This window comes from Micromonospora sp. NPDC005413 (genome assembly GCF_040606435.1).
Taxonomy (GTDB): Bacteria; Actinomycetota; Actinomycetes; order Mycobacteriales; family Micromonosporaceae; genus Micromonospora.
On record NZ_JBEXEV010000040.1, the window covers coordinates 12,038 to 38,033 of the forward strand.

23 protein-coding genes are annotated in these 25,996 nt (G+C 70.8%); 4 read left to right on the forward strand and 19 right to left on the reverse strand.

Translation table 11 applies throughout. The annotated features are described in order from the left end of the window. Positions 1-26 precede the first annotated feature (26 nt). The 3 genes from ABZS37_RS28920 to ABZS37_RS28930 form a co-directional block, all read right to left on the reverse strand. Positions 27-962, reverse strand: a complete 936-nt coding sequence (locus tag ABZS37_RS28920; RefSeq protein ID WP_355174202.1) for an acyl-ACP desaturase — start codon at positions 960-962, stop codon at positions 27-29. A gap of 77 nt (positions 963-1,039) precedes the next feature. Next, complete coding sequence (gene hisS / locus ABZS37_RS28925; protein ID WP_355174121.1) at positions 1,040-2,368, reverse strand: histidine--tRNA ligase; 1,329 nt, start codon at positions 2,366-2,368, stop codon at positions 1,040-1,042. A gap of 71 nt (positions 2,369-2,439) precedes the next feature. Then, positions 2,440-3,159, reverse strand: coding sequence for an MBL fold metallo-hydrolase (locus ABZS37_RS28930; protein WP_355174123.1), 720 nt, complete (start codon positions 3,157-3,159; stop codon positions 2,440-2,442). Between the two features lie 270 nt (positions 3,160-3,429). Between ABZS37_RS28930 and ABZS37_RS28935 the strand changes: the two genes are divergently transcribed. Both ABZS37_RS28935 and ABZS37_RS28940 read left to right on the forward strand, forming a co-directional pair. Next, on the forward strand, positions 3,430-4,308 hold the full coding sequence (locus ABZS37_RS28935; protein ID WP_355174125.1) for a peptidylprolyl isomerase: 879 nt from the start codon (positions 3,430-3,432) through the stop codon (positions 4,306-4,308). Between the two features lie 60 nt (positions 4,309-4,368). After that, positions 4,369-5,208, forward strand: coding sequence for a peptidylprolyl isomerase (locus tag ABZS37_RS28940; RefSeq protein WP_355174127.1), 840 nt, complete (start codon positions 4,369-4,371; stop codon positions 5,206-5,208). A gap of 66 nt (positions 5,209-5,274) precedes the next feature. Here ABZS37_RS28940 and ABZS37_RS28945 read toward each other — a convergent pair whose 3' ends face one another. From ABZS37_RS28945 to ruvC, 8 genes are all read right to left on the reverse strand, one after another. Further along, positions 5,275-7,785 (reverse strand): bifunctional (p)ppGpp synthetase/guanosine-3',5'-bis(diphosphate) 3'-pyrophosphohydrolase, encoded by a 2,511-nt coding sequence (locus tag ABZS37_RS28945; RefSeq protein WP_355174129.1) that lies wholly within the window; start codon positions 7,783-7,785, stop codon positions 5,275-5,277. Between the two features lie 170 nt (positions 7,786-7,955). Then, positions 7,956-8,522 (reverse strand): adenine phosphoribosyltransferase, encoded by a 567-nt coding sequence (locus ABZS37_RS28950; RefSeq protein WP_355174131.1) that lies wholly within the window; start codon positions 8,520-8,522, stop codon positions 7,956-7,958. Between the two features lie 88 nt (positions 8,523-8,610). After that, entirely contained in the window at positions 8,611-9,804 is a 1,194-nt protein-coding gene (gene secF / locus ABZS37_RS28955; RefSeq protein WP_355174133.1) for a protein translocase subunit SecF, read from the reverse strand. A 1-nt stretch (position 9,805) separates the two neighbouring features. After that, complete coding sequence (gene secD / locus ABZS37_RS28960; protein ID WP_355174135.1) at positions 9,806-11,710, reverse strand: protein translocase subunit SecD; 1,905 nt, start codon at positions 11,708-11,710, stop codon at positions 9,806-9,808. 273 nt (positions 11,711-11,983) lie between these two features. Continuing rightward, the gene (gene yajC / locus ABZS37_RS28965; RefSeq protein ID WP_355174137.1) at positions 11,984-12,322 is read right to left on the reverse strand and encodes a preprotein translocase subunit YajC; all 339 of its coding nucleotides are present in this window, start codon (positions 12,320-12,322) and stop codon (positions 11,984-11,986) included. Between the two features lie 140 nt (positions 12,323-12,462). Continuing rightward, complete coding sequence (ruvB, locus tag ABZS37_RS28970) at positions 12,463-13,530, reverse strand: Holliday junction branch migration DNA helicase RuvB (RefSeq protein ID WP_355174139.1); 1,068 nt, start codon at positions 13,528-13,530, stop codon at positions 12,463-12,465. A gap of 146 nt (positions 13,531-13,676) precedes the next feature. After that, positions 13,677-14,279, reverse strand: a complete 603-nt coding sequence (gene ruvA / locus ABZS37_RS28975; protein WP_355174141.1) for a Holliday junction branch migration protein RuvA — start codon at positions 14,277-14,279, stop codon at positions 13,677-13,679. Further along, positions 14,276-14,803: a crossover junction endodeoxyribonuclease RuvC gene (ruvC, locus tag ABZS37_RS28980; protein WP_355174143.1), complete on the reverse strand. Its 528-nt coding sequence runs from the start codon at positions 14,801-14,803 to the stop codon at positions 14,276-14,278. The genes ruvA and ruvC overlap by 4 nt, the downstream gene beginning before the upstream one ends. A 576-nt stretch (positions 14,804-15,379) precedes the next feature. Between ruvC and ABZS37_RS28985 the strand changes: the two genes are divergently transcribed. Continuing rightward, a complete protein-coding gene (locus tag ABZS37_RS28985; RefSeq protein ID WP_355174145.1) occupies positions 15,380-16,162 on the forward strand; it encodes a 3-hydroxybutyrate dehydrogenase in 783 nt (260 codons plus the stop codon). Positions 16,163-16,176: 14 nt separating this feature from the next. Beyond that, entirely contained in the window at positions 16,177-18,096 is a 1,920-nt protein-coding gene (locus ABZS37_RS28990; RefSeq protein ID WP_355174147.1) for a helix-turn-helix domain-containing protein, read from the forward strand. Positions 18,097-18,197: 101 nt separating this feature from the next. Here the strand turns inward: ABZS37_RS28990 and ABZS37_RS28995 are convergent, their stop codons facing one another. The 8 genes from ABZS37_RS28995 to ABZS37_RS29030 all read right to left on the reverse strand — a co-directional run bounded on the left by ABZS37_RS28995 (position 18,198) and on the right by ABZS37_RS29030 (position 25,846). Further along, the gene (locus ABZS37_RS28995; protein WP_355174149.1) at positions 18,198-18,806 is read right to left on the reverse strand and encodes a TetR/AcrR family transcriptional regulator; all 609 of its coding nucleotides are present in this window, start codon (positions 18,804-18,806) and stop codon (positions 18,198-18,200) included. A gap of 11 nt (positions 18,807-18,817) precedes the next feature. Continuing rightward, positions 18,818-20,386 carry an MFS transporter gene (locus ABZS37_RS29000; protein WP_355174151.1) on the reverse strand — a complete coding sequence of 523 codons (1,569 nt, stop codon included), beginning with the start codon at positions 20,384-20,386 and terminating at the stop codon, positions 18,818-18,820. 81 nt (positions 20,387-20,467) lie between these two features. After that, positions 20,468-21,139, reverse strand: coding sequence for a transcriptional regulator (locus tag ABZS37_RS29005; RefSeq protein ID WP_355174153.1), 672 nt, complete (start codon positions 21,137-21,139; stop codon positions 20,468-20,470). 78 nt (positions 21,140-21,217) lie between these two features. After that, positions 21,218-22,231 (reverse strand): branched-chain amino acid ABC transporter permease, encoded by a 1,014-nt coding sequence (locus tag ABZS37_RS29010; RefSeq protein ID WP_355174155.1) that lies wholly within the window; start codon positions 22,229-22,231, stop codon positions 21,218-21,220. After that, positions 22,228-23,109: a branched-chain amino acid ABC transporter permease gene (locus ABZS37_RS29015; protein ID WP_355174157.1), complete on the reverse strand. Its 882-nt coding sequence runs from the start codon at positions 23,107-23,109 to the stop codon at positions 22,228-22,230. Before ABZS37_RS29015 ends, ABZS37_RS29010 begins: the two co-directional genes overlap by 4 nt. Next, positions 23,106-24,356, reverse strand: coding sequence for an ABC transporter substrate-binding protein (locus tag ABZS37_RS29020; RefSeq protein WP_355174160.1), 1,251 nt, complete (start codon positions 24,354-24,356; stop codon positions 23,106-23,108). Before ABZS37_RS29020 ends, ABZS37_RS29015 begins: the two co-directional genes overlap by 4 nt. Before the next feature lie 49 nt (positions 24,357-24,405). Then, positions 24,406-25,098: an ABC transporter ATP-binding protein gene (locus tag ABZS37_RS29025; protein WP_355174162.1), complete on the reverse strand. Its 693-nt coding sequence runs from the start codon at positions 25,096-25,098 to the stop codon at positions 24,406-24,408. Then, entirely contained in the window at positions 25,085-25,846 is a 762-nt protein-coding gene (locus ABZS37_RS29030; protein WP_355174164.1) for an ABC transporter ATP-binding protein, read from the reverse strand. Before ABZS37_RS29030 ends, ABZS37_RS29025 begins: the two co-directional genes overlap by 14 nt. Positions 25,847-25,996 lie beyond the last annotated feature (150 nt).

The window sequence follows — 25,996 nt, forward strand, 5'->3', positions numbered from 1 at the left end:
GGGGTGCGGGCGGGGCGGGTGCGGGTTTAGCGGAGGGCGAGGCGGGCGGCTCGGGCGTCGCGCTTCTCCTCGAAGCGGCTCGCGGCGCGCTCCAGGGTTTCCAACTGAGCGGCCAGCTCCTCGCGGGCGGCTTCGCCGTCGGCGTTGAGGCCGGTCACGTTGAAGACGTCCCACTGACGCAGCACCGGCTGCAGCACCTCGTCGCGGTGCTGGCGCAGGTCGTAGATGCCGGCCAGGGCGATCGCCACCGACTTGCGGGCGAAACCCTCGATGCCACTGCCCGGCATCTGAAAGTCGGCCACCACGTCGGCGACGGCCCGCATGGCCTGACTCGGGGCCAGCTCGAACGAGGCGGCGAGCAGGTTGCGGTAGAAGACCATGTGCAGGTTCTCGTCGGCGGCCACCCGGGCCAGCAGCGCCTCGCAGGCGGGGTCGCCGGTGGCCTTGCCGGTGTTGCGGTGCGAGATGCGGGTGGCCAGCTCCTGGAACGAGACGTACGCCAGCGAGTGCAGCACCTCTTCGCCGTGGGCGTTGGTGTAACCCTCCGACATGTGCGTCATCCGGGCGCGCTCCAGCGCCACCGGGTCGACCGCCCGGCTGACCGTCAGGTAGTCGCGGATCGCCGTGCCGTGCCGGCCCTCCTCCGCGGTCCACCGGTGTACCCAGGTGCCCCACGCGCCGTCCCGGCCGAACAGGGTGGCGATCTCGTGGTGGTACGAGGGCAGGTTGTCCTCGGTCAGCAGGTTCACGATCAGCGCGGTGCGGGCCACGTCGGGGATGGTGGAGTCGGTCGGTGACCACGCCTCGCCGCCGAGCGGCCCGTCGAAGGTCCGCCCTTCGCTCCACGGCACGTACTCGTGCGGGAACCACTCCTTGGCCAGTGTGAGGTGGCGGTCGAGGTTGCGCGCAACCACCGGCTCCAACTCGACGAGGAGTGCGGTCTGACTCATTGTGGTACTCATGGTCACGAGAAGCTCCCTACGGTGGCGTAACTTACGCTACCGTAGGTCCCCGCGGCCGTGTGCGCCAGTTGTGAGAGTCACCTGACCAACGGCTTGACGTCTTCCTGGAGCGGCATCCACTCCCCCGCAACGGCCGTGACCTGCTCGCCCGAGCGGATGTCCTTCACCTCGTCCGGCGCACCGTCGGCCCCCGGGAACCAGACGTACGGGATGCCCCGCCGCTCGGCGTAGCGGATCTGCTTGCCGAACTTCGCCGCGCTCGGCGACACCTCGGTCGGCACCCCGCGCCGCCGCAATGCCTCGGCCACCCGGTTGCTGGACGTGCGCTGCTCCTCGCTGGTCACCGCGACGAGCACGGCGGTCGGCACCTCGCGGGAGATCGACAGCTCACCCGCACCGAAGAGCAGGCCGAGCAGCCGGGTCACCCCGATCGAGATCCCCACCCCGGGGTACGAGGTGGCGCCGGCAGTGGCCAGGTTGTCGTACCGGCCGCCGGAGCAGATCGAGCCGAACCGCTCGTAGCCGCGCAGCTGAGTCTCGTAGACGGTGCCCGTGTAGTAATCCAGGCCACGGGCGATGCGCAGGTCCGCCACGCAGAGACCGGGCGAGTGCTCGGCCGCGGTCTCCACCACCCGGACCAGCTCCTCGATGCCCTCGTCGAGCAGCGGGTCGGTCACCCCGAGCGCGCGGACGGCGTCGGCGAACGACGCGTCCGGAGCGGAGATCTCGGCCAGCGCCAGGCACGCCTTGGCCTGCGCCTCGCTCGCTCCGGCGGTCTGTGCCAGCAGCTCGGCCACCTTCGCCGGGCCGATCTTGTCGAGCTTGTCCACGGCGCGCAGCGCCGCCTCCGGGTCGGTCAGCCCGATGCCCCGGTAGAAGCCCTCGCAGATCTTGCGGTTGTTGACCTGGATCGTCACCGGCGGGATCGGCAGCGAGCGCAGCGCGTCCCCGATCACCAGCGGCATCTCCGCCTCGTGGTGCGGGGCCAGGGTGTCCCGGTCGACGATGTCGATGTCGGCCTGGACGAACTCCCGGTAGCGGCCCTCCTGCGGCCGCTCACCCCGCCACACCTTCTGGATCTGGTAGCGGCGGAACGGGAAGGCCAGCTTGCCGGCGTTCTCCAGCACGTACCGGGCGAACGGCACGGTCAGGTCGAAGTGCAGGCCGAGCTGGTCGTCACCGCCCGAACCCTCGGCGTCGGCGTGCAGCCGCCGGATCACGTAGACCTCCTTCGAGGTCTCGCCCTTGCGCAGCAGCTGGTCCAGTGGCTCCACCGCGCGCGTCTCCAGCGGGGCGAAGCCGTACAGCTCGAAGGTGTCCCGGATCTTCTCGAGCACGAACTGCTCGATCATCCGCTGGCCGGGGGTCCACTCCGGGAAGCCGGAGATGGGCGTGGGCTTGCTCATGGGCGTACTCCTTGCGGTTCCGCGCCCGCGGCGCGGTGGTGTCGTGGGTCCGCGCGCGGCGCGGAGAAGGTCTAGAGGCCCCGGGTGGGCGCCGCCGGTCGGCCGCCGCCGACCTGCGCCACCTCGATGAGGTACGGATTGCTGGCGCGCTCGCGGCCGATGGTCGTGCTGGGGCCGTGGCCGGGCAGCACGACGGTGTCGTCGGCCAGCGGGAGGATCTTGTCGCGCAGGCTGGTGAGCATGGCTGGCATGCTCCCGCCCGGCAGGTCGGTGCGGCCGATCGAGCCAGCGAAGAGCACGTCGCCGGAGAGGCACAGCTCGTCGGCCTCCCAGCCCGACCCCGCGCCGGGCAGCCGGAACAGCACCGACCCGCCGGTATGGCCCGGGGCATGGTCGACGGCGATCTCCAGGCCGGCGAGCGTGAGGGTGGCGCCGTCGGTCAGCTCCGCCACGTCCTCTGGCTCGCTGTAGGTGAGCCGGCCGCCGAAGAGCGACGCCAGGTCGGCTGAGATGCCCTTGGACGGGTCGGCCAGCATCTCCCGGTCACCCGGGTGCACGTACGCGGTGATGCCGCGCGCACCGCAGACCGGCGCGACCGAGAAGGTGTGGTCGAGGTGGCCGTGGGTGAGCAGGACGGCGGCCGGATGCAGGCGGTGCTCGGCGAGCAGCGCGTCGAGCTGGTCGAGCACCCCGATGCCGGGGTCGACCACCACGCACTGCTCCCCCGGCGCGGTGGCAACCACGTAGCAGTTGGTGCCGAAGGCGTCCGCGGGAAAGCCGGCCACGAGCACGGGCGCTGTCCTTTCCGTCGAGCAGCTGTCGTCCTGTCCAGCAGCCTAACCGGCGGGCCGAGCGAGTTTGCCGCGTCCGTCCCTCCCACCCCGCGAGGCACAGTGACAACTCCCGATAAGCGCTGCTCGGAACGGGGTGGACCTCGTACACCACATTCCCAGTCGCTAGCCGTACACTCTGGCGGGCGTGTGGCGCGGCACACGTGGCGCCCGGACGGGCCGGGACGCCCGGCCGCCGGCGACAACCAGGTAGAGGAAAGGGGAGCACGGGTGGCTTCCAGCAGGGACCGGCAGCGCAAAATGGCGCGGGCCAAGCTCGACCGGCAGTTGGCACGCCGGGCCGCCGCCACGCGGCGCCGTCGGCGGATCCAGGCTGGCGTCGGTGCCGCCCTGATCCTCGTACTGGTCGTGGCCGGCTCGGCCTGGGCACTCGGAGCCTTCGACTCCGACCCGAAGCAGAACACGGCGACGGAGGACACCTGCCTCTGGACGCCGCAGGACGCGACGACCAACACGAACCTCAAGGACGTCGGCACGCCGGAGACCAAGGGCCTGCCCACCGACGGCACCCGGGCGATGACCGTGACCACCAACCAGGGCGCGCCGATCACCGCGGAGCTGAGCCTGACCAACTCGCCGTGCGCGGCGGCGAGCATCGCCCACCTGGCGAGCAAGTCGTTCTACGACAACACCAAGTGCCACGAGATCACCACCGAGGGCGCGCTGCGCTGCGGCGATCCCAGCGGCACCGGCCTCGGCGGGCCGACCTACTCGTTCTACGACGAAGAGCTGCCGACCGTGCCGTCGGCGTCTCCGTCGGCCAGCCCAGCTCCCGGCCAGCCGCCGACGTACCCGAAGGGCACCGTGGCGATGATCGCCAACCCACCGGGCAACAACGGCAGCCAGTTCCTGCTCTTCTTCAAGGACTTCACCACCACCGACCCGAAGTACCCGGTGATCGGCCGGGTTACCGGCGGGCTGGATGTGGTGGAGAAGATCGGCGCTCTCCCGACCGTGGACAATGGGACCGGGGCCAAGGTCAAGCCCGGCACCGACGTGACGATCCAGAGCCTCACTGTCGGTGAGCCGGTCACCGGTGCGGCACCGTCGGCCTCCGGCGCCCCGGCCAGCAGCCCAAGCGCTGGCTGACCGGTCGCCACCACCCACCCAAGCGGCACCCCAGCAGCAAACAGCCAGGAGGATCCAGGCGTGACGTCCACCAGAGAGCGGCAGCGCGCGGCGGCACGCGCCCGGCTCGAGAAGGAGATGGCCGAGCGCGCGGCCAAGGCCCGCAAGCGGCGGCAGACGCAGGCAATCGTCAGCGCGGGTGCCGCGCTGGTGCTCGTGGTCGCCGGCACCGTCTGGCTGGCGATGACCCTCGGCGGCGACGACGACAAGCCCGACACGGCCGCTCAGGCGCCCGGCGCGTCCGAGTGCGCGTTCACCGCGCTCCCCACCGAGCAGCGGCCCGCGCAGATCAAGGACGTGGGGCTGCCGAGCAACGAGCAGTCCGCCACCGGCGTGCAGACCATGACGATCGACACCAACCTGGGCCCGATCACCGCCAAGGTCGACCGGTCGCTGGTGCCGTGCACGGCGGGCAGCTTCAGCTACCTCGCGGAGAAGAACTTCTTCGACAACACCAAGTGCCACCGCCTCGTGACCGAGGGCATCAAGGTGTTGCAGTGCGGTGACCCGAGCGCGACCGGCAACGGCTGGCGGGAGACCGACGGCACCGGAGGCCCGAGCTACCGTCTGCCCGAGGAGAACCTGCCGACCGACAAGCGCCCGCCGTACCCGGAGGGTGTCATCGCGATGGCCAACTCCGGCCAGCCGGGCAGCACCGGCAGCCAGTTCTTCATCGTCTACGGCGACTCGCCGCTGGACCCGGCGTACACGGTGGTGGGCACCATCACCGGTGGCCTGGACCTCGTCAAGGACGTGGCCAAGAGCGGCGACGACGGGGCGTTCGCCCAGCAGGCCGGCGGTGGCCACCCGAAGAAGGAGGTCGTCATCAAGGACCTCATGATGAGCAACCCGCAGGGCTGACGCCCGAGAACACGACGAAGCGCCCGCCGGCTGAGCCGGCGGGCGCTTCCGTGTGCGGGGTACGCGTCAGGCGCCGGAGGTGACCCGGTACGCGTCGAAGACGCCGTCCACCTTGCGGACCGTGGCCAGCAGGTGGCCCAGGTGCTTCGGGTCGGCCATCTCGAAGCTGAACCGGCTCACCGCCACCCGGTCGCGGGTGGTGGTGACGGTGGCGGAGAGAATGTTGACCCGCTCGTCGGAGAGCACCCGGGTGACGTCGGCCAGCAGTTTGTGCCGGTCGAGGGCCTCCACCTGGATGGCGACCAGGAACGTCGAGGCGGAGGTGAGTTTCCAACTCACCTCGACCACCCGCTCGCTCTGCGCCCGCAGGTCCTCCGCGTTGGCGCAGTCGTCGCGGTGCACGCTCACCCCACCGGAGCGGGTGACGAAGCCGAACACCGAATCCGGTGGGACCGGGGTGCAGCAGCGGGCCAGCTTGATCCAGACGTCGCTGACGCCGCGGACCACGACACCGGGGTCGCTGCTGCTCTGCCGGCTACGCGGCGGCCGGGTGGCGACGGCGGTCTCGGCGATGTCCTCCGCCGCGCCCTCCTCGCCGCCGTACGCGGCCATCAGCTTCTGCACCACCGACTGCGCGGAGACCTGGCTGTCGCCGACCGCCGCGTAGAGCGAGGCCACGTCGGCCAGGTGCAGGTCCCGGGCGATCGACATGAGCGCGTCGGACGTGAGCATCCGCTGCAACGGCATGCCCTGCTTGCGCATCGCCTTGACGATCGAGTCCTTGCCGGCCTCGATCGCCTCCTCGCGCCGCTCCTTGTTGAAGTACTGGCGGATCTTCGTCCGCGCCCGCGGGCTCTTGACGAAGCCCAGCCAGTCCTGAGTCGGCCCGGCGGTCTCGGACTTCGACGTGAAGATCTCGATCACGTCGCCGTTGGACAGCGTCGACTCCAGCGGCACCAACTTGCCGTTGACCCGCGCCCCGATGCACTTGTGCCCCACCTCGGTGTGCACCGCGTACGCGAAGTCCACCGGCGTCGACCCGGTCGGCAGCGGGATGACGTCACCCTTCGGGGTGAAGACGTACACCTCCTGGCTGGACAGGTCGAAGCGCAGCGCGTCGAGGAACTCGCTCGGGTCGGCCGCCTCCCGCTGCCAGTCGAGCAACTGCCGCAGCCAGGTCATCTCGTCGATGTGCGCCGGCGGGCCGACGATCTGGGTGCCCTTGTGCTCCTTGTACTTCCAGTGCGCGGCGATGCCGAACTCCGCGGTGCGGTGCATCGCGTACGTGCGGATCTGCATCTCCACCGGCTTGCCGGTGGGCCCGATGACCGTCGTGTGCAACGACTGGTACATGTTGAACTTGGGCATCGCGATGTAGTCCTTGAAGCGGCCCGGCACCGGCTGCCAGTTGGCGTGGATCACACCCAGCGCCGCGTAGCAGTCGCGAACCGTGTCGACCAGGATCCGCACGCCGACCAGGTCGTAGATGTCGTTGAAGTCGCGACCCCGCACGATCATCTTCTGGTAGATCGAGTAGAGGTGCTTCGGCCGCCCGGTGGTCTCCGCCTTGATCTTGGCGGCCTTCAGGTCGGTCTGCACCTTCTGCGTCACCTGCCGCAGCAGCGCCTCGCGCTGCGGCTGGTGCTCCCCGATCAGCCGGTTGATCTCCTCGTAGCGCTTCGGGAACAACGTGCCGAAGGAGAGATCCTCCAGCTCCCACTTGATCGTGTTCATACCGAGCCGGTGCGCGAGGGGGGCCAGGATCTCCAGCGTCTCCTTGGCCTTCTGCTCCTGCTTGGGGCGGGGCAGGAACGTCAGGGTGCGCATGTTGTGCAGCCGGTCGGCCAGCTTGATCACCAGCACCCGCGGGTCCTTGGCCATCGCCACGACCATTTTGCGGATCGTCTCGGCCTTGGCCGCGTCACCCAGCTTGACCTTGTCGAGCTTCGTGACGCCGTCGACCAGCAGGGCGACCTCGCCACCGAAGTCGGCACGCATCTGGTCGAGGGTGTATTCGGTGTCCTCGATGGTGTCGTGCAGCAGCGCGGCGACCAGCGTGGTGGTGTCCATCCCCAGGTTGCCGAGGATGGTCGCCACGGCAAGGGGGTGGGTGATGTACGGGTCACCGGACTTGCGGTACTGCCCGGAGTGCCACCGTGCGGCCGTGTCGAAGGCGCGCTGGAGCAGGCGGGCGTCGGCCTTGGGGTGGTTGTCGCGGTGGCTCGCGATGAGCGGCTCCAGCACCTCGCTGACCTGCGAGGTCTGCCAGGGCGCGTTGAACCGGGCCAGCCGGGCCCGGACCCGCCGACCGGTGGGCGCGTTGGACAGCCCGAAGCCACCGCTGGGCGACGGGTCGATGCCCGCGTCGGTCGGGAACGGCACCACGACCCCATCGGCGCCCGGGGACGCCTCGACGCTCGGCGGGCCGCTGGTCGGCCGCACCGCGCTCTCGCCCGGGGCCTTGCCGGAGCCCGTCACCCGGGCCGGCGCGTCGCCTGTCCGGTCGGTCACCGAGCCGTCAGCGTCGCCTGTCGGGTGCACCGTGCCCTCCGCCGGAGGGACGACATCGTGGGACACCGGCCTCCTCACCGCTCGCCGGAAACACACCGGCCGAACATCGGCCGGCCTGGTCTCGCGCCGCCGGACGGCATACCGCCGGCGTCAGCAATGGGCAATGCTACCCGCCCGGGCGGGCCCCTGCCGCTCCGCCGGACGGTCGGCACGGGCTCCGCCCGACCGGTCGGGGATCAAACGGTCAGCAGAGCATGTACGGGACGGGGCGCCAGCTTCTTCCGCCCACCCAGGAAGCCGAGCTCCAGGAGCACGGTGAAGCCGGTCACGGTCCCGCCGGCCCGCTCGACCAGGTCCAGAGTCGCCTCGGCGGTGCCGCCGGTGGCGAGCACGTCGTCGACCACCAGCACCCGGTGCCCGGCGGTGAAGGCGTCCTCGTGCACCTCCAGGGTCGCCTCGCCGTACTCGAGGGCGTAGGAAATCGAGTGCGCCGGGCGGGGCAGCTTGCCGGCCTTGCGCACCGGCACCACGCCCACCCCGGCCGCGTACGCGACGGCTGCCGCGACGACGAACCCGCGTGCCTCGATGCCGACCACCACGTCGAAGGCGTCCCGCCCGTGGTACTCGACGATCCCGTCGACCACCTCACGGAAGACCTTTCCGTCGGCGAACAGCGGCATCAGGTCCTTGAACATGACGCCGGGCTTGGGGAAGTCGGGCACGTCCAGCACCCGGCTGGCGACCAGTTGGGCGGCCCCCGGGCCGCTGTCCCCGCGCACCGCGGTGCTGTGGGTCTCCGTCACGGCTGTTTCGTTTCCCTTCAACGACGACGGCGTCCGGCAATGCTGCTCGCACAGCATGCCGGACGCCGTTCGGGTCTTTCCGCCCGGGTCAGCGCCGCTTGGCGCCACCAGGCCGGTTGCCGCCGCCACCCGGGCGACCGCCCCGGGCACCGGTCGGCCGCTTGCCCGTCGGCCGAGCGCCCACCTTGGGGGCGGCACCGGCCAGCGCGGCGGCGTCCGGGTCGAGCGGCTCATCGCCCGCGTCGACCTGGGCCGGGCTCGGGGCACCCTTCGGGGTGACCTCGCCCCGGGCGAGAGCGCCCCGACGGGCCAGTACGCGCTTGTTGTGCGCCTGGATCCGCGGGTCGTAGTTCTTCAGCAACGCCAGCAGCGGCGTGGCCACCAGGATGGAGGTCAGGAATGCCACCGCCATACCGACGAACAGCACCAGGCCGAGGTCCTTCAACGTGCCGGCGCCGAGCAGGCCGGCACCGATGAAGAGCAGACCGCCGACCGGCAGCAGAGCGACCACCGAGGTGTTCAGCGACCGCATCAGGCTCTGGTTGACGGCCAGGTTGGCCGCCTCGCCGTACGTCTGGTTGTTGTTGGCGGTGATGCCCCGGGTGTTCTCCTGGACCTTGTCGAAGACCACCACCACGTCGTAGAGCGCGAAGCCCAGGATGGTGAGGAAACCGATGATCGTCGACGGGGTGACCTCGAAGCCGACCAGCGAGTAGATGCCGGCGGTGAGGATCAGGTTCGTGATCAGCGAGGCGACCGCGGCGACGGCCATCCGCCACTCGAAGCGCAGGATCAGGTAGACCATCACCAGCGCGATGAAGATGACCAGGCCGAGGACGGCCCGCTCGGTGACCTGGCTGCCCCACGCCTCGCTGACCTGGTTGCCGCTGATCTGGTCGGCGTTGATGCCGAGGTCGTCGGCGATCTGGGCCTTGACGGCGTTGGCCTGCTCGGCGTTGAGCTGCCCGGTGCGCAGCTCGTAGGAGTCGCCGCCGGGACCGCCGACCTTCTGCGCGGTGGCGACCTCGATGCCGGTGTTCTCGGCGGCGAGCGCCGAGTTGACCTCCCGCTCGGCGTCCTCCAGGGTGCCGACGCTGGCCGGCACCTGGAACGAGTTGCCGCCGGCGAACTCGATGCCGAGGCTGAAGCCGCGCAGCCCGAAGCTGAGGATCGCGATCAGGATCAGGACACCGGCGACGCCGAACCAGAGCTTGCGCCGGCCGACGATGTTGAGACCGGCCTCGCCGTTGTAGAGGCGGCTCGCCAGACCGTTTTCAGCCATCTCAGGCCTCCTTGGCGCGCGAATTGCGGGGCTGAGTCTGCTGGGTGCGGGCCGGAAGCGCCCGGCCCAGACCGCTGACCCGCGGGGACAGGAACGCCTGGGTCCGGGCGAACATCGTCATGATCGGGTGCCGGAACAGGAAGACCACGACCAGGTCGAGCACGGTGGCCAGGCCGAGGGCGAACGCGAAGCCCTTGACCGTGCCGACCGAGACCACGTAGAGCACCACCGCGGAGAGCAGGGTGATCGCGTTGGCCGAGATGATCGTCCGGCGGGCCCGGATCCAGGCGCGGGGCACCGCGCTGCGGGGGCTGCGCCCCTCTCTGATCTCGTCCTTCAATCGTTCGAAGTAGATGACGAACGAGTCCGCCGCCACACCGAGCGAGACGATCATGCCGGCGATGCCGGCGAGGGTGAGCGTGAAGCCGATCTGCCGGCCGAGCACCACCAACGCGCCGAAGACCAGCAACGCCGAGAGGATGAGGCTCAGGAAGATCACCGAGCCGAGCAGCCGGTAGTAGAAGAACGAGTAGATGATGACCAGCAGCATGCCGATGCCGGCCGCGAGCAGACCGGCGCGCAGGTGGCTGGCGCCCAGCGTGGCGGTGACGTTCTGCTGCTCCTGCTGCTCGAAGGTCACCGGCAGCGCGCCGTAACGCAGCTGACCCGCGAGCGCACTGGCGTCCTTCTGGTTGAAGTTGCCGGTGATCTGGGAGTTGCCGGTCAGCACGCCCTGGATCTCCGGGGAGGAGACGATCTCGTTGTCCAGCACGACGGCCACCCGGCACTTGCCGTCCTGACCGAGTGCGGTCGCGTCGCAGGCCTGGCCCTCGTTGTTGAACGCCTCACGGGTGAGGGCGGTCCACTTGCCCTGGCCGTTGCCGGTGAAGTCCAGGCTGACCACCCAGGCGTTGGTCTGGTCGAGCACCGCGTCGGCGTCGGACACGTCGGTGCCGAGCACCTTGGCCTGGTCGAGCAGGTACTTCGAGACCTTGTCCTCGCAGGAGACGACCTGCTGCTTCGGGTCGGAGATCGACGCCGGCGGGCGCTCGTCGAGCTGCTCGCAGCCGATCGTCGGCACGTTGAACTGCATCTGCGCCGGCAGCACCGCGACCTCGCGCGCCGACAGCGTGCCGAACGGCTTGAGCTTGTCAGCCAGCGACGGGTCGGTGGTCAGGTCTGCGGGGGCCTGCAGACCGTTGGCGGCCTGCCATGACGCAGCGCCGACCTTCTGCTCGACGGCCTTGCGCTGCTCCTCGATGCTGGCCGGGACCGGCTCGGCGCTGGCGCTCGGCGACGGCGCGGCGGCGCTCGCCGAGGCGGACGCGGAGGGGGTCGGCGTGGCGCTGGGCGACGCCGGGGCCATGCCGCCCTGACCGCCGCTGGGCGACGAGGTCGCCTTCGGCGCGCCGCTGCCCGACGGGGTCGGGACCGCACTGCCGGACGGGACCGCACTGCCGGACGGGACCGGCGTGGCGGCCGGCGGCGGCACGGCAGCCGTCCCGCTGCCGTCGGCGGCCTTGAGCACCTTGCGGAAGCGCAGCTCGGCCGCGCTGCCCACGTCGGTGAGGTCCCGGTTTTCACCGGGCAGGGAGATGACGATGTTCCGGTTGCCCTCGGTGACCACCTCGGCCTCGGCCACGCCGAACGCGTTGACCCGACTCTCGATGATCTGGCGGGCCTCCTCGAGGTTCTCCGCCGTCGGAGGCTTGCCGTCGACGCTGTTGGTCGCCTCCAGCGTCACCCGCGTGCCGCCGATGAGGTCCAGGCCGAGCCGGGGCTCGAGCCTGTCCTTCAGGCTGCCGCTGGCGCCGGAGAAGAACACCAAAAGATAAAGGACGACGAAGATGAACCCGAGCACGGCGAGCTGCCGCCCGGGGCGCATCTGTCCCTGAGGTGGTGCCACGGCTGTCCTGTCTCCCTGTACGGTCGCGCCGCTGTGCGCAGCGGCGGCGGTGTCGGGCCGGGTCCCGGCCGACGGCTCTACCCTGAGCCGACGAGGTGCCGACACGAGGGCCGGTCACGCCGGCGCGGGACGCCGACGGTCACGGGAACGTGCCGACGTCCGGCGTCGACCCAACTATCCAGTTTTCACGTCTCGTCCGCTGCCCCGTCGGGCGCGGCGGTCCGGAAGCCGTTCGACCGGCCGTACGCCGGACTCGCCACCCCTCAGGAGGGGTCAGTCCTTGGCGGCGTCCGCGTCCTCGCTGATCGGCTCGCTCGGCAGCTCCGCGCGGGTGACCACCCGTGCGATGGCCGGGCGGGCGTAGCGGGTCTGCACGCCCGGAGCGACCTCGATCAGGACGGTGTCGTCCTCGATGCCGGTGACCGTGCCGTAGAGCCCGCCGATGGTCACGACCTCGTCGCCGGGGCCGAGGCTCGACTGCATCGACTCCGCCTCGCGACGGCGCTTCTGCTGGGGCCGGATCATCATGAAGTACATGACACCGAAGAGCAGGGCGATCATCAGGATCGGCGTGAAACTGCCGGCCCCGCCACCCGCTGCTGCTAATTGCACGGTTACTGACCTTCCCATTGGCCACCGGCCCGGCACCTGGGGTGCCGGAGCGGAGGCGGATTCTCACGTCCTGTAGAGACCGCGGCGAAGTCTAAACCCTGCACCTGAGAACGCCGAATGCGGCACAGATCACGTTCACATCACGGCTGATCGGTATCCAAGGAGAACAGATCGGGCACAGGTGGACTATCCATGCCAAATGTACCATTCGGTGGTGTGCGCCCCAGATGCCGCCAGGCGGCCTCGGTAGCCACCCGACCCCGAGGCGTACGGGCCAACAGACCAGCGCGCACCAGGAACGGCTCGCAGACCTCCTCGACCGTGTCCGGCTGCTCCCCCACCGCCACGGCAAGGGTGGACAGACCGACCGGACCACCTCGGAACGAATCGACCAGTGCGGTCAGCACCGCCCGGTCCAACCGGTCCAGGCCGAGCGCGTCCACGTCGTACACGATCAACGCGGCACGGGCGGTGGCGAGATCGACCACGCCGTCGGCCCGCACCTCCGCGTAGTCGCGGACCCGGCGCAACAGCCGGTTCGCGATTCGCGGGGTGCCCCGGGAGCGGCCGGCGATCTCGGTCGCGCCCTCGGCGGTGATCGGCACGCCGAGAATCCGCGCCGAGCGGTGCAGCAGCGTCTCCAGATCCGCCGGGGCGTAGAAGTCGAGGTGCGCCACGAAGCCGAACCGGTCCCGCATCGGCCCGGTCAGCAGGCCCGAGCGCGTCGTCGCGCCGACCAGCGTGAACGGCTCGACGTCCAACGGAATCGCGGTCGCGCCCGGCCCCTTGCCGACCACCACGTCGACCCGGAAGTCCTCCATCGCGCTGTAGAGCAGCTCCTCGGCCGGCCGCGCGATGCGGTGGATCTCGTCGATGAAGAGCACGTCGCCCTCGGCGAGACTCGTCAGGATCGCCGCGAGGTCACCGGAACGCTCGATCGCCGGGCCGCTGGTCACCCGGATGCCCGCGCCCAGCTCGGCGGCGACGATATTCGCCAGACTCGTCTTCCCGAGCCCCGGCGGGCCGGAGAGCAGGATGTGATCCGGTGGCGACCCCCGCCGCATCGCGCCCTGCAACAACAGGTCGAGCTGGTCGCGCACCCGGTCCTGGGCGATGAACTCGGCCAGCCGTTTCGGCCGTACCGTGGCCTCCGCGTCCCGGTCGGCGTCGCTGACGTACGCCGAGACAAGCCCCTCGGTCTCACTCACCGTGCCCTCTTCATTCGCGACTGCGGGGCTCGCAAGCCCGGCTCACTCCTCGCGCTCATCGAGCCCTCTTCATTCGCGACTGCGGGGCTCGCAAGCCCGGCTCACTCCTCGCGCTCATCGTGCCGCCTCCCGTCGCGGCTGGGCGTTCATCGGGTGCGACCGAGCAGGCGGATGGCCTGCTTGAGCAGGACCGGCACCGGCGGGGTCTCGCCCTCGATGCTCTCCGCCACGGCGGCCACCGCCTGATCGGCCTGACCGGCCGTCCAGCCCAGCCCGACCAGTGCCTGCCGGACCTGTTCGGGCCAGCTGCCCCGGGTCACTCCGCCCACGCCGTCGGCGCCGATCGACACCGGGCCGATCCGGTCGCGCAGCTCCAGCACCAGGCGTTCGGCACCCTTCTTGCCGATCCCGGGAACCCGCGTCAGCGCGGCCGTGTCGGCGTTGGCGATCGCCTTGCGTACCGCGTCCGGGGTGTGCACGGCCAACACCGCCTGGGCCAGCCGCGGGCCGACCCCGCTAGCGGTCTGGAGCAGCTCGAACAGCGACTTGGCGTCGTCGTCGGCGAAGCCGTAAAGGGTCAGCGAGTCTTCCCGCACGATCAAGCTGGTGGCGAGCCGGGCGACCTGCCCGACCCGCAGCTCCGCGAGCGTCCCGGGGGCGCAGTGCACGGCGAGGCCGACACCGCCAACCTCGATCACGGCCTGGTCCGGGCCCGTCGCGGTCACCGTGCCGCGCACGCTGGCGATCATCGTGCTCCTCCTCGTCGTGCCCGGTCGGCCGCCGCGGCCAGCTTGGAACGGGTCCCGCCCCGCCACACATGGCAGATGGCCAGGGCGAGCGCGTCGGCGGCGTCGGCCGGCTTCGGTGGCTCGGCCAGCCGCAGCAGCCGGGTCACCATGGCGGTCATCTGCGCCTTGTCGGCCTGACCGGAGCCGGTCACCGCCGCCTTCACCTCGCTCGGGGTGTACGTCTGCACCGGCAACCCGGCGCGCGCCCCCGCCAGCACGGCGATGCCGCTGGCCTGCGCGGTGCCCATCACCGTACGGACGTTGTGCTGGCTGAACACCCGCTCGACGGCGACGCTCTCCGGCTGGTGCTTGGCGACCAACTCGGTCAGCGACCGGTCCAGGTGCAACAGGCGCAGCGACAGGTCGTCGGCCGGGTCGGTGTAGACCACGTAGTAGGCGACCAGAGTGCAGGGCCGGCCGGGCACACCCTCGACCACGCCCACCCCACACCGGGTCAGCCCCGGGTCAACCCCCAGCACCCGCACGCCGCCCCCTCCCCCAGCCGTCAGCAGTACGTGTGTTCGACACCCTAACTGCCTGCTCTCTCACGGGCCCCACGGGACACGCCCTCGCATTCGTTGCGGCGTCTGCGCCGTGCGCAGCGCTTGCGCCGCCCGTCCATGCCAGGCCCTCACGTCGGGGGCCGCGCCTGCCCGCCCCACGTCGGGGCCGGCCTACGTCGGGACCCTGACCGGCTCGCCTGCTGCCGCATCCGAAGCGCCTTGCCCGTCTCTCGCGGCCTTTAGTGCGGAGATCTTGGACAGTTTCCGTTAGGAGGGCCCGCCGAGCTAACGGAAACTGTCCAAGATTGCCAGAGCTCGCGGCGCGCGTCGCGCCAACGCTTGTCGATCATGGCGTTGTGGTGGGAGCAGAGCGCGCGAATCGTCGGTAAACGGGCATCACAATTCCATGATCGGCGGAGCGGCGGGCCGCCAGCACGGCGAGGGCCGCCAGCACGGCGAGGGCCGCGAGGGTTGCCGGGGTTGCCACACAGCTTTGCCCCGGAGTATGTGTCGCTGGCCCATGTGCCGGGGAGCACACAGCTCGTAACTTCTTGCGCCATGACGGCAGAACCCGTGGCGGTCCCCCACGTCGTACAGGTCGACCTCGCCGGTCGGACCGCCCTGGTCACCGGGGGCGGCAGCGGCATCGGGCGGGCCTGCGCCCTGCGGCTGGCTGCGGCCGGCGCCCAGGTGCTCGTGGTGGACCGCAACCTGGAGGCGGCCAAGGCCGTGGCCGCCGAGGCCGGAGGCCGGGCCGAGGGCGTCGACCTGTCCGACGCCGCGGCCGTGGACCGCCTCGACGTGGACGTGGACATCGTGGTGAACAACGCCGGGCTCCAGCACGTCGCGCCTGTGCAGGACTTTCCCGTCGAGCGCTTCGAGTACATCCAGCGGGTGATGGTGGAGGCGCCGTTCCTGCTGATCCGCCGGGCGTTGCCGCACATGTACGCCCGGGGGTGGGGGCGGATCGTCAACATCTCCTCGGTGCACGGGTTGCGTGCCTCGCCGTACAAGGCGGCCTACGTCTCGGCCAAGCACGCCCTGGAAGGGCTGTCGAAGGTGGTCGCCCTTGAGGGCGCCCCGCACGGAGTGACCGCCAACTGCATCAACCCGGCGTACGTGCGCACCGCCCTGGTGGAGAGCCAGATCGCCGACCAGGCGGCCAGCCACGGCATCGAGGAGGCCGAGGTGATCGAGAAGATCATGCTGGCCCGGGCCGCGATCAAGCGACTGATCGAACCGGAGGAGGTCGCCGAACTGATGGCGTACCTCTGCTCGCCGCCGGCGGCGTTCATCACCGGGGCGTCGATCGCCCTCGACGGGGGCTGGACGGCCAACTAGTGGGCCCGAGCACAATGTCGACCATGTCATCGCCGGTGGAGTTCCTGGAACTGCTCGCCCGTGAGGCCGCGGCGGTCGAGTTCGAGGGACCGCTGGTGGCCGCGCGGGCCGCCGGGCTGCCGCCCGACCGGTTGGCCGAGCTGGAGCAGGCCAAGACGGTGGCGTTGCGGGTCCGCGCGCTGCTGGAGCGTCGGCGCCGCCGCGAGACCGAGCTGTCCGGCCTGTACGACACGGTCAGCGACCTGGCCGGGCTGCGCGACCTGGACGACGTGCTGCGGGCGATCGTGCACCGGGCCCGTAACCTGCTCGGCGCCGACGTGGCCTACATGACGCTCAACGACGACGAGCACGGCGACACGTACATGCGGGTGACCGACGGGTCGGTATCGGCCCGTTTCCAGCGGTTGCGACTGCCGATGGGCGCTGGCCTCGGGGGCCTGGTGGCCCAGTCCGGAGCCCCGTACGTCACCGCCAACTACGGCGAGGACGCGCGCTTCCACCACACCGGTGAGATCGACGCCGGGGTCGGGGAGGAGGGCCTCGTGGCGATCCTCGGGGTGCCGTTGCGGCTCGGTTCCACCTCGATCGGTGTGCTCTACGCGGCCAATCGTTCGGCCCGGCCATTCGTCCGCGAGGAGGTGGCGCTGCTGGTCTCGCTCGCCGCGCACGCCGCGGTGGCGATCGACACCGCCCGACTGCTGACCGAGACCCGCTCGGCGTTGGCCGAGCTGTCGGCGGCGAACACCACCATCCGGGCGCACAGCAGCTCGGTGGAGCGGGCCGCGGCGGCGCACGACCGAATGACCGCGCTCGTGCTGCGCGGCGGCGGTGTGGAGGACGTGGCGGCCGCGGTGACCGAGGTGCTGGACGGTGCGCTGCTGGCGCTGGACGCCGAGGGCCGGCTACTGGCCCGGGTCGGCGAGATCAACGAGCCGGACCGGGCGGACATCGTCGAGGCGGTGGCCGCGTCCCGGACCGAGGGGCGCAGCGTTCGACGCGGCCCACTCTGGTACGCGGCGGTGGTTGCTGGCGCGGAGAACCTGGGTGCCCTGGTCCTGCGCCCGGACGACGAGCTGGTCGACGCCGACCAGCGGATCCTGGAACGCGCCGCGCTGGTGACCGCGCTGCTGCTGCTGTTCCGTCGGACGGTCGCCGAGGCGGAGGGGCGGGTCCGCGGCGAGTTGCTGGACGACCTGATCGCCCGCCCGCTGCGCGACACCGACGCGCTGCGCAGCCGGGCCCGACGACTCGGGGTGGACCTGGACGCGCCACATGTGCTGGTGGCGGTGGGCGACGACGCGATCGCCGCGACCGGCTCGGCCCGGCAGCGGGTGCTCTCCTGGGCCACCACGTACGCCTCGGCGCGTGGCGGGCTGGCAGCGGCGCGCGACGGCCGGGTGGTGCTGATGCTCCCGGGGCTGGACGCCGGTGGCAGTGCCCGTGCGGTGGCCCGGGACCTGTCCCGGGTGACCGCCCGACCGGTGACCGCCGGGGCGAGTGGCCCGTCGAACGGGCCGGCGGCGCTGGCCGGGACGTTCCACGAGGCGGATCGCTGCCTGACCGCGCTGGGCGCGCTGGGCCGTGCCGGTCAGGGGGCGAGCACCGCTGAGCTGGGCTTCGTCGGGCTGCTGCTGGGCACGGTCGGTGACCGGGGTGAGAAGGACGTGACCCAGTTCCTCAGCGCCACGGTCGGGCCGGTGGTCGACTACGACGCCCGGCGGGGCACGGCTCTGGTGAAGACGCTGGAGGCGTACTTCGGGGTGGGTGGCAGCCTGGCCCGGGCCGCCGAGCAGCTGCACGTGCACGTCAACACGGTGACCCAGCGGTTGGAACGGGTCGGGCAGCTGCTCGGCACCGACTGGCAGCGGCCCGAGCGGGCGCTGGAGGTGCAGCTAGCGTTGCGCCTGAACCGCCTCCGCGCCCCCGCCGGCTGACGCGCCGATCTAGGGCAGATCATCGCTGGTTGATCTCCAACAGCAGCGATATCCCCTAGATCGGCGGGGCGGGGCGGGCGCGGGGCGGGGCGCGGGGCGGGTCAGCGGGCCTGGAGGCCCGCCAGCACGGTGTCGACGACCTGCTCGGGCAGGGTCTGGTCGTCCAGGTCCGGGTTCCATTGCAGCACCCGCTGGATCAGCATCGGCCCGGTGAGGAGAGCCATCGTCACCTCCACGTCGATGTCGGGCCGGAGCGTTCCCTCGTCGATCCCGCGCCGGAGCACCTCGCGCATCAGCTGCCGGCGCGGGGCGATGATGTTCTGGTAGAGCTGGAAGTGGTCGGGGCTGCGGTTCACCTCGGGCACCAGGCAGGGCATGATCTTCGCCGCGCGCGGGTCGACATTTTTCCCGATGGCGCCGACCAGCAGGATCAGATCGTCCCGGATGGTGTGCCCCTCGGGCTGCGGCAGGACGCCCTTGAGCCGGCGCAGCGCGTCCAGCAGCAGCGCATCCTTGCCGGCCCAGCGGCGGTAGATGGTGGCCTTGCCGACCCCGGCGCGAGCGGCGATCGCCTCGATCGAGAGCGCCTCGGTGGTGCTGCCCTCGGCGAGCAGGTCGAGGGCGGCCTCGATGATCGCCTCGTCGGCGCGGAGGCTCCGCGGTCGCCCGGGCGACCGCGGAGCATCGGCAGTGGACATCATGTCGGACATTGTCCCCGAACCTAGGCCGTTCCGGCCAACTCGGGTTCTGCGGCCGGCGCCGCCGGTACGGCAGGCGTGACCTCCCGGCCCGGCATCCAGCGCAGCACCACCAGGATCCCGAGCGCGGCGACCACCGCGGAGAGCCCCGCCGCCCAGTGCATGGCGGTGACGAAGGCGTCGTTGGCCGCCGAGATCAGCGCCGGTGCCGCCGGGCCGAGTTGCCCGGCCGCCGCGTACGCCCCGGAGATCGACTCGTTGGCCGTGTCGCGGGCCTGCGCGGGCAGACCGGTCAGCGCGCCGTCCATGTCGGCCCGGTAGACCGCGGAGAGCACCGAGCCGAGGACCGCCACGCCGAGCGCGCCGGCCACCTGGCGGACGGTGTTGCTCACCGCGGAGCCCACGCCGGCCTTCTCCCGGGGCAGCGCCGACATGATCGACTCGGTTGCCGGCGGCATGATGTTGGCCATTCCGACGCCCTGGAGGAAGAAGACGACCAGCACGATCCAGATCGGGGTGGACGCGTCGATGAAGGCGAACGCGGCCAGTGCCAGCACGGTCAGCGCCAGCCCGACGGTGGCGACCGCCCGGCCGCCGTAGCGGCGGACCATCGCGGCGCTGCGCGGCGCGAAGATCAGCTGGGCGCCGGCGAAGGGCAGGAAGAGCAGGCCGGTCTGCAGCGGGCTGTAGTCGCGCACCAGTTGCAGGTAGAACGAGCTGAAGAACATCACGCCCATCGCGGCGAAGAACACCAGGCCGACGATGGCCACGGGTGCGGCGAACCGGGGCAGCGTGAACAGCCGGACGTCCAGCGACGGGTGGTCGCTGCGTCGTTCGTGCTGCACGAACCAGGCCAGCACCGCCAGGCCGACGAGGATCGAACCCCAGGCCACCGGTCGGCCGAAGCCGTGCTCGCCGCCGTCGATGATGCCGTAGGAGAGGGCGACCAGGCCGACCACGGAGAGCAGGACGCCGGGCACGTCGACGCGGCCCGGACGGGGGTCACGCGACTCGGGGACCAGCAGGGCGACCAGCACCACGCCGACGGCGACCACCGGCACGTTGATCAGGAAGACCGAGCCCCACCAGAAGTGCTCCAGCAGCGCACCGCCGAGGATTGGGCCGATCGCCACGGCGAGGCCGACCGCGCCGGCCCAGACGCCGATCGCCCGGCCGCGCTCGCGCGGGTCGAAGACGTTGGAGATGATCGACAGCGTCACCGGCATGATGGCCGCGCCGCCGACCCCCATCAGGGCGCGGGCCGCGATCAGCTGGGCCGGGCTCTGGGCGTACGCGGAGAGCAGCGACGCCAGCCCGAACAGCACCAGACCGATGATCAGGAAGCGCTTGCGGCCGGCGCGGTCGCCGAGCACCCCGAAGGTGAACAGCAGCCCGGCGAAGACCAGCGTGTAGGAGTTGATGGACCACTCCAGCTCGCCCTGGCTGGCGCCGAGGCCGTGCACCGGGTCGGCCAGGGTGCGCAGGGCGACGTTGAGAATCGTGTTGTCGAGGACGACCACGAGGAGGCTGATCACCAGCACCCCCAGGATCGCCCACCTCCTCGGGTGGCCCGTGTTGTCGTGCAGCTCCATGCCTGATTTCCCCCCATGCTTTCCCCGCGGCGTAATACGATACGGGTCAGACTCGTAACGGAGGTCAGAGTACGGCCCGCATTAACGATACGGTACCGATCCGTATCGTATGTGGTGGGCATCACGTCCCGGAGACGCGGCCAGACAGGCGGCGACAGCGGCAGGCAGCGTGCCCAGGTGGTTCGCCGGAGCGGTGAGCGGCTCGATCCAGCCCGGCCCCGCGCCGTACACCCGCAGTAGCGGGAAGTCCCGGGCGAAGCGCACGAGGCGGTACGCGCGGCCGGTGACCGGCGTCTGCGACCACAGCACGACGGTGCGCGGGCGGGCTCGGTTCACCGCGCTGGGCAGCGCGCGCCAGGGCAGCGCGGGGCCGAGATGCAGACAGCCGCGCCCCTGCTCGCGCAGCGCGGCGGAGAGCGCGTTCAGGCCGAGGCAGTGCGCCTCCTTCTCGGCGCCGGCCAGCAGCACCCCACCAGTGGGCAGTGACCGGCCCGGCTCCCGGAGGTACACGTCCAACCCGACCCGGACACCCTCACAGAGGGCGTGCTCGACGGCGATCTCGATGGCGGTGCGCCCCGGCAGCTGGGCCAGCAGCGGCCGGCAGACCTGCTCCCAGAGCGCCGGCACGCCCCACGCGCGGGCCATCTCCAGCAGCACCGTGGCGACACGGTTACCGTCTAGGTCCTCAGCCGCCAGCGAGACGCGCTTGTGCGCGATCTCCACGGCATCCACCGGCATCGAAACGGTCAGCACCAGACGTCCCCCCGGGTAGACGTTCCCTACCCGGGGGTTCGCTGAAACGGCGCGCGATGGATGCGCCCATCGCGAGATTTACCGGCGGCGGGCCGCCAGCCGATGGGCCAGCGCGGCGGCACTGCCCCAGATGCCGCGCCGGAACAGCACCACGACGAGGACGAAGATGCCGCCGGTCACCAGGCCGATCGCCTCGAACCCGGAGAACGACAACCAGTCCTCCAACCGGACCACGATGCCGGCGCCGAGCACGCCGCCCCAGAGCGTGCCGATCCCGCCGAGCACCACCACGATGACGGCCTTGCCGGAGGTGGTCCAGTGCAGCACGTCCAGCGAGACGAACCGGTGCCCGACCGCGAACAGCCCACCGCCGAGTCCGGCGATGAACCCGGAGAGGACGAACGCGGTGAGCTTGTAGCGGTGCACCGGATAACCGAGCGCCCGCGCCCGGGCCGGGTTGTCCCGGATGCCGACCAGCACCCGACCGAACGGTGAGTGCACGATCCGCCAGGCGGCGGCCAGCCCGAGCAGCACGATCGGCAGGATCGCGTAGTAGAAGAAGTAGTCGTCGGTGAGATCCCAACCGAACAATTCCCGGGGTACGCCCTGGAGCCCGTTCTCGCCCTGGGTCACCGAGCGCCACTCGTTGGCCACGTAGTAGACCATCTGCGCGAAGGCCAGGGTCACCATGGCGAAGTAGATGCCGGTCCGCTTGACCGCCAGGTAGCCGATCGGCACCGCCAGCACGGCCGCGGCGAGCGCGCCGGCCAGCACCGCGAGCGGAAACGGCAGGCCCGCGTGGATGGCCACCAACCCGGTGACGTACGCCGAAGTGCCCCAGAACGCGGCGTGACCGAAGGACATCAGCCCGGTGAAGCCGAGCAGCAGGTCCACCGCCACGGCGAACAGCGCCCAGCAGAGGATGTCCACCGCGACCGCCGGGTAGAGGCCGTTGGGCAGCCACGCCGCGACGACCAGCCCGACGGCGAGCAGCGCGTACCGCATCCAGCCGGGCGCCCGGGCCACGGCGATCAGCCCGGACGGCGGCGTCGAACGGGACGCGTCGGCGGGAGTGTCCACGGTGCTGGTCATGCCGGCGCCTCCTCACGACCGAACAGTCCGGCCGGTCGCCAGAGCAGCACGACGGCCATCACGATGAAGACGATCGTCTGCGACACGATCGGAAAGTTGGACAGGTACGCCTCGCCCCACGCCTGGATCAGACCGATGCCGAAGCCCGCGGCGACCGAACCGAAGATCGAGCCCAGCCCACCGATCACGACCACCGCGAACACCACGATGATCAGGTCGGCCCCCATCAGCGGGTTGACCGCGCGCATCGGCGCGGCCAGCACACCGGCCAGCCCGGCGAGCCCGATGCCGAAGCCGAAGACCGGGGTCACCCAACGTCCGACGTCGATACCGAAAGCGCGGGTCAGGTCGGGCCGCTCGGTGGCCGCGCGGACCACCATGCCGATCCGGGTACGGGTGAGCACCCACCACACCGCGACGCAGAGCAGCACCGCGAAGACGAGGATGAACACCCGGTAGGTCGGGAAGTCGAAGAGCCCGAAGTTGACCGACCCGCTCAACAGCGACGGGGTGGCGTACGGGCTGGACTGCACGCCGTACCGCAGCTTCACCAGATCCTGCAGGATCAGCGTCAGGCCGAAGGTCAGCAGGAAGTTGTAGAGCGGGTCGAGCTTGGTCAGCCGATGGATCACGGCGCGTTCCAACGCCATCCCGAGCAGGCCCAGCCCCACCGGCATGATCACCAGGGCCGCCCAGAACGGCACGCCCGCCTCGGTGAGCAGCACGTACGCCCCGAACGCGCCGAGCATGTAGAACGCTCCGTGCGCGAAGTTGACCACCCGCAGCATGCCGAAGATGACCGCCAGCCCGAGGGCGAGCAGGGCGTAGAACGCCCCGCTCACCAACCCGTTGAACGTGTTCTGCGCGAATCCAGTCATAGCTTGCAGTCCGCGGAGGGCGCGCGGAACGCCTCCGCGGCGGGGATCGTCTTGAGCACCTTCACGTAGTCCCACGGCTCGGTGACCTCGGACTGGGGCTTCACCTGGGCCAGGTACGCGTCGTGCACCACCCGGTGGTCCTCGGCGCGGATCCTGCCGTTGCGCAGGAAGACGTCCTCGACCGTCTTGCCCTCCAGGCCCTTGACCACGGCGTCCGCGTCGTCGGTGCCGGCGGCCTGCACCGCCTCCAGGTACTGCAGGGCCGCCGAGTAGTTGGCCGCGTGCGCGAAGGTCGGCCGGGTGCCGGCCTTCTGCTGGAAGCGGTCGGCGAACTCCCGGTTCTTCGCGTCGAAGTTCCAGTACCAGGCGTCGGTGTACGTGGTGCCGGCAAGCGCGGCCGGGGTGAGCGAGTGGATGTCGGTGAGGAACATCAGCCCCACCGCCAGGTCGACGCCCTTGTCGCGCAGCTTGAACTCGTTGTACTGCTTCACCACGTTGACCAGCTCCGCGCCAGCCTGCATGGTGCCCAGCACGTCCGGCTTCGGGGTCAGGTTGGGCGCCTTGAGCAGGAAGGTGGAGAAGTCGCCACTGGTGTTCGGGAACGGCGCGCCGTCCTTGGCGACCACCTTGCCGCCGGCCGCCGTGATCGCGGTGGAGAAGCTCTTCTCCATGTCCTGACCAAAGGCGTAGTTCGGGTACAGGATGTACCAGTTCTTGCCGATCTGCTCGGTGGTGGTCTTCCCGGTGCCGTGGGCCAACATGTACGTGTCGTACGCGTAGTGGAAGGTGTACTTGTTGCAGCTCTTGCCGGTCAGATCGGTGGTCGCCGCACCGATGTTGAAGTAGAGCTTCTTCTTCTCCTTCGCCACGTCGGCGACCTTCAGTGCCGCCGACGAGGTGGGCACGTCCAGGATCAGGTCGACGCCCTTGCGGTCGTACATCTCCTGGGCCTTCGAGTTGGCCACGTCCGGCTTGTTCTGGTGGTCGGCGGTCTGCACGGTGATGTCCTTGGTCACCGCCTTGTCGCCGTACTTGGCGGTGAAGTCGGCGATGGCCATCTCCACCGCCGTCACCGAGTTCTTGCCGGACAACTCCGAGTACGCCCCGGACTGGTCGTTGAGCACGCCCAGCACGATCTTGTCGCCGGTCAGCTTCTGGTCGCCACCCGACTGGGGCCCACCGCCGCCGCAACCGGCGACCAGCACCACCGCGGCCGACGCCGCCGCCACACCCACCGTCCTGCGCATGCCCACTCCATCCATCCCGTGCGTCGTCGCGCGGGTCGTCGTTGAAAAATCAGATCCCGAGGTACGCGAGCAGCTCGCGTTCCCGCGAACGCACCTCGGAGTTGTCCATCGCCTCGGCGACGCGTCCCTCGGCCAGCAGGTAGTGCCGGTCGGCGACACCCGTGGCGAAGTGCAGGTTCTGCTCGACCAGCAGCACGGTCACCCCGTGCCGCTTGGCCTCCCGCAGCAGGTCACCGACCTGCTGCACCAACAGTGGAGAGAGCCCCTCGGTGGGCTCGTCGCAGAGCAGCAGCCGGGCGCCCATCCGCAGCACCCGGGCCAGCGCTAGCATCTGCTGCTCGCCGCCGGAGAGCATGGTGGCCGCCGAGTCCCGACGGCTGTAGAGGGCGGGGAACGCCTCGTACACCCGCTCCAGCGACCACGGGTCGGGGCCGACCCTGGGCGGCAGGGTGAGGTTCTCGGTGACGGTCAGGGTGGCGTAGCTGCCCCGGTCGTCGGGCACCCAGCCCAGCCCCAGGCGGGCCCGCTTGTGCGCCGGCAGCCTCGTGATGTCACGCCCGTCCAACTCGACCAAGCCGCGCTGGCCGGAGTGCAGCCCCATCACGCAGCGCAGCAGAGTGGACTTGCCGGCGCCGTTGCGCCCCACCAGGGTGACCACCTCACCGGCGGCGACCTGGAGGCTGACGTCCCGCAGCACCTGCGCCTCGCCGTACGCGGCGGAGAGGTTCTCAATGCGCAGCATCAGCGGCTCCCAGGTAGGCGGTGATGACGCGCTCGTCCGCGCGAACCTGCTCGTACGGGCCCTCGACGAGGACCTTGCCGGCCTGCAGCACGGTGACGGTGTCGGCGAGGCGGCCGACCACGCTCATGTTGTGCTCGACCATCACCACGGTCCGGCCCTGACGGACCTGACTGATCAGCTCGACGGTGCGGTCGACGTCCTCCATGCCCATCCCGGCGGTCGGCTCGTCGAGCAGCAGCACCTTCGGGTCCAGTGCCAGGGCGATGGCCAGCTCCAAGGCCCGTTTGCGGCCGTACGACAGCGACTCGGACGGGGCCTGTGCCAGGTCGGCCAGCCCCACCATCGACAGCAACTCGTCGGCCCGCTCGGTGTAGCGGCCCATCAGCTTCGCCGAGCGCCAGAACCGCCAACCCAGTCCACTGGACGACTGCAGGGCCAACGCGACGTGCTCCCGGGCGGACAGCTGCGGGAAGAGGCTGGTGATCTGGAACGAGCGGGCCACGCCGAGCCGGGCGACCTGCTCCGGGGGCAGCCCGGTGACGTCCCGCCCGGCCAGCTCGATCCGCCCGCCGCTGGGGCGCAGGAAGCCGGTGAGCAGGTTGAACAGGGTGGTCTTGCCCGCGCCGTTCGGGCCGACCAGCGCGTGCACACTGTCCGGCGCGACGTCGAGGTCGACGTCGTCGACCGCCCGGAAGCCCCGGAAGTCGCGGGTCAGCCCACGGGCCGACAGGAGCGCTTGCCCGGCCATCGCCTCATCCTCCGCACGGTCGCGGCGACGGTCGCTTCGGTGACCGTGGTCACAGGGCCGTCGCGTGGACGAAACCTACGGCCGGCCATGCACGTCGAACCATGTCGATGTCATCCATATTCAGCCGCCGGGAGACGTGCGCAAACTCCA